Source organism: Pseudomonas sp. NPDC087639 (genome assembly GCF_044743385.1).
GTDB lineage: Bacteria > Pseudomonadota > Gammaproteobacteria > Pseudomonadales > Pseudomonadaceae > Aquipseudomonas.
The window spans coordinates 1-2,919 of sequence record NZ_JBIUWI010000127.1; the positions used below are offsets into that span (position 1 = coordinate 1).

A 2,919-nucleotide genomic window follows, 5' to 3' on the forward strand; every position below is an offset into this window, starting at 1 on the left:
GAAAACCGTATAACTCATTGAATCTCAAGGAGTTTTCCGTTTCGACTGCGCCGGAAGTGGGGCGAATTATAGACTTCCAGAATCTGCCGTCAACCACTAATTTCGCTTTTCTTGCAGAATCTGTTTTTTAGCCATTAAACGCGGGATTCGGCGAGTAACGGGTGGCACACGCAGCAAAAGAAGCAGAGCACCTATAAAGGCATAGATAGCCCACTCCCGGAGATCCGCACGCACGATCCAAAGCATATGCAGCAAACCCAGCCCCAGAATCACATAGGCAAGACGGTGCAGCTTCTTCCAGCGCACGCCTAGACGGCGCTGACTGTAACGATTGGAAGTCGCCGCCAACGCCAGCAACCCGAGAAAACCTAACGTACCGACAATAATGTATGGCCGCTTACGCAGCTCAACGCCAAGCTGCGACCAATCGAACCCGAGAATAAATGCCATGTAGCTACATAGATGTAGAACCACATAGGCAAAACACCAAAGCCCCAATTGCCGACGTACTGCGATCCACCCCGCCCAGCCGGTCAATTTTTGCATAGGCGTCATGCTCAAAGTAATCAGCAACAACACCAACGTCCCGAGTCCGAGCCGATCAACCAGGACCTTGCCAGGATCCGGCCCAAGCAAATCCTCGAAGGCTTGATAGAACCACAGCAAAGGCCAGATCGCCGCTGCAATGAAAACACCCACTCGCCAGACCGGATATCGCATCAGTAATTCTTCCGCAGATCGAGCCCTGTATATAAAGAAGCAACTTCATCCGAGTAGCCGTTGAACATCTGGGTATCGCGCACATTCGGCTTGAACAGGCTGTTCGGCAACCGGCGCTCCCGTGCTTGCGTCCAGCGCGGATGGTCGACTGTAGGATTCACGTTCGCATAAAACCCGTACTCATCCGCCGCAATACTCTGCCATGTCGTCTTCGGCTGCTCGCTGACCAAACTGATCCGCACGATGGATTTGACACTCTTGAACCCATACTTCCAAGGCACAACCAAACGCAGCGGTGCGCCATTCTGATTCGGCAATTCCCGGCCATACATGCCCACAGCCAGAATCGCCAATGGATTCATCGCCTCATCCAGACGCAAGCCTTCTACATAAGGCCAGTCGATCAGGGCAAAACCAGAGCGCTGTCCTGGCATGCTCTTGGGATCCTGCAGCGTTTCGAAACGGATGTACTTGGCATTGGAGGTAGGCTCGACCTGCTTGAGCAGCGCCGAGATAGGAAAACCGATCCACGGAATAACCATCGACCAGGCTTCAACGCAGCGCAGGCGATAGATGCGCTCTTCCAGCTGATACGGCTTGATGAAGTCTTCCAGCGCATAACGCCCTGGCTTACCCACCTCCCCGTCTACCACAACACTCCAGGGTTCGGTTTTCAGCGCCCCGGCATTCGCCGCCGGGTCACCTTTGTCAGTACCGAACTCATAGAAGTTGTTGTAGTGAGTCGCGTCTTTATAAGGGGTGATCGCCTCATCCTTGACGTTGACCGCTCCCCACTTAGTAGAGGGAAGCTTCTCGGTAAACCAGGCTGGCGCTTTACCCGCCTCGACATCAGCATATCGAGCGGCTTCGTCTGCACTTGCCCAGCGCGGCAAGCTGCTGACGGCGATACCGGCGGCAGTGGCTCCAAGCAATTGGCGACGAGAGAGATAAATCGATTCAGACGTGACATCCGACTCATGGCAGTCAGATGCTTTGGGGATTTTGATCAACATGACAACTCCGCAGCTTTGGAGGACAGATGTACCCATAGACTGCGGAGTATGCGGGAAATTACATCACTCGGCGTTTTTGTGGCGACGAAGATGCAAGAGGTATTGCACTGGGCCGGAGGCCGCATAAGCGAGAAACACCAGCAGCAGAATGCGCGGTGGATCGCTGAAGACCACGGCAAACACCAACACCACCGCGAGAATCGCAACGAAAGGCACACGCCCTTTCAAGTCCAGCTCCTTGAAGCTGTTGTACTTGATGTTGCTGACCATCAGCATGCCGGCAGCGGCCACCATCAGCGCGACCAGGAACGACATCTTCGAGCCCTGGATCCCGTAATCGCTGAACGCCCAGACAATACCCGCCACCACGCCGGCGGCTGCCGGACTGGCCAGACCGATGAAGTAGCGCTTGTCGGCAGTGCCAACCTGAGTGTTGAAGCGCGCCAGACGCAGGGCCGCACCCGCTACATAGATGAAGGCGACCATCCAGCCGACCTTGCCCATATCACCCAGCGCCCAGCCAAAGGCCAGCAGCGCCGGCGCCACGCCGAAAGCAACCATGTCGGACAGCGAGTCATACTCGGCGCCGAAAGCGCTTTGCGTATTGGTCATGCGCGCAACACGACCATCGAGGCCGTCGAGCACCATGGCGACGAAAATAGCGATGGCAGCGAAGGCGAAATACTTGCTCGCGTTCACCGAGTCCCCGGCGCTTAACGCAGCCTGGGCACTCATCGAGTTGATGATGGAGTAGAACCCTGCGAACAGGTTCGCAGTGGTGAACAGATTCGGCAGCAGATAGATACCACGATGCCGGACTTTACGACCTTCTGCGTCGTGCCCTTCTTCGATGTGTTCATCGATAGGCAGCAGGCTTTCGGCGTCAGAAGCCTTGTTCGGCTCTTCGGGACGTTCGCTCATGGACATTACCTTGCAACGGTTTGGAAAAAATTCGACAGGTGTCTGGGACGACGGTTCGGCCACAAACGATGCAGCTTTATACCAGAACCACCGCCTCAAACGAAAAAACGCGGCCGAGGCCGCGTTTTTCGTACAAGGGACGACGACTTAGTTTTTGGCTTTGTCGACGATCTTGTTGGCACCGATCCACGGCATCATGGAGCGCAGTTGCTCGCCGATGATTTCGATACCGTGAGCGGCGTTGTTACGACGCTTGGCGGTCATC

The 2,919-nt window shown here is 55.5% G+C and carries 3 protein-coding genes and 1 pseudogene; all 4 read right to left on the bottom strand.

The window, feature by feature from the left end:
* Window positions 1-96 precede the first annotated feature (96 nt).
* Window positions 97-720: a protein-methionine-sulfoxide reductase heme-binding subunit MsrQ gene (gene msrQ, locus ACIOVB_RS26785; protein WP_401272190.1), complete on the bottom strand. Its 624-nt coding sequence runs from the start codon at window positions 718-720 to the stop codon at window positions 97-99.
* On the bottom strand, window positions 720-1,733 hold the full coding sequence (gene msrP, locus ACIOVB_RS26790) for a protein-methionine-sulfoxide reductase catalytic subunit MsrP (protein WP_401272191.1): 1,014 nt from the start codon (window positions 1,731-1,733) through the stop codon (window positions 720-722). The genes msrQ and msrP overlap by 1 nt, the downstream gene beginning before the upstream one ends.
* Window positions 1,734-1,796: 63 nt before the next feature.
* Complete coding sequence (gene pssA, locus ACIOVB_RS26795; protein ID WP_187679255.1) at window positions 1,797-2,654, bottom strand: CDP-diacylglycerol--serine O-phosphatidyltransferase; 858 nt, start codon at window positions 2,652-2,654, stop codon at window positions 1,797-1,799.
* A gap of 147 nt (window positions 2,655-2,801) precedes the next feature.
* Window positions 2,802-2,919, bottom strand: a pseudogene (locus ACIOVB_RS26800) (ketol-acid reductoisomerase); the annotation flags it as partial.

Excerpts from the sequence above, each read along its gene's own strand:
- msrQ (WP_401272190.1), bottom strand. The coding sequence starts at position 720 with ATGCGATATCCGGTCTGGCGAGTGGGTGTTTTCATTGCAGCGGCGATC.
- msrP (WP_401272191.1), bottom strand. The coding sequence starts at position 1,733 with ATGTTGATCAAAATCCCCAAAGCATCTGACTGCCATGAGTCGGATGTC.
- pssA (WP_187679255.1), bottom strand. The coding sequence starts at position 2,654 with ATGAGCGAACGTCCCGAAGAGCCGAACAAGGCTTCTGACGCCGAAAGC.